The organism is Bowmanella dokdonensis (assembly GCF_017254865.1).
Lineage (GTDB): Bacteria > Pseudomonadota > Gammaproteobacteria > Enterobacterales > Alteromonadaceae > Bowmanella > Bowmanella dokdonensis.
Genome location: NZ_JAFKCV010000416.1, coordinates 1 through 283, shown reverse-complemented (window position 1 = coordinate 283; position 283 = coordinate 1). Strand labels below are relative to the sequence as shown.

Below are 283 nucleotides of genomic sequence, written 5' to 3'. Positions count from 1 at the left end.
CCGAAGCTAACACCGACAGTTTGTTTCTTACAATCTATCTTAGCATTAACTGTGTTCAAGAAAGGTCTACCAAAGATAATGGGACAGAAGTCATCTTGTGGGGAACCAAGAACAAGAAAATCAGTAGGGTATTTTATTTTCCCACACAAGACTTCAACATCTCTAACAATCCCAATTGGTAATATAGTGTCTCTATTAGCAAGTTTAATAGTAACATATATCTCTTTACCTTCATCGAGTTCCCAATCTTCAGAGTTGTGTTTAATTCTTTCCAAAAGATCCC

At 36.0% G+C, this 283-nt stretch carries 1 protein-coding gene; it reads right to left on the bottom strand.

What is annotated here, in order from left to right:
- Nucleotides 1–283, bottom strand: a 283-nt coding sequence (locus tag J0A66_RS23135; protein WP_206576111.1) for a pepsin/retropepsin-like aspartic protease family protein, incomplete at both ends; no start/stop codon positions are given.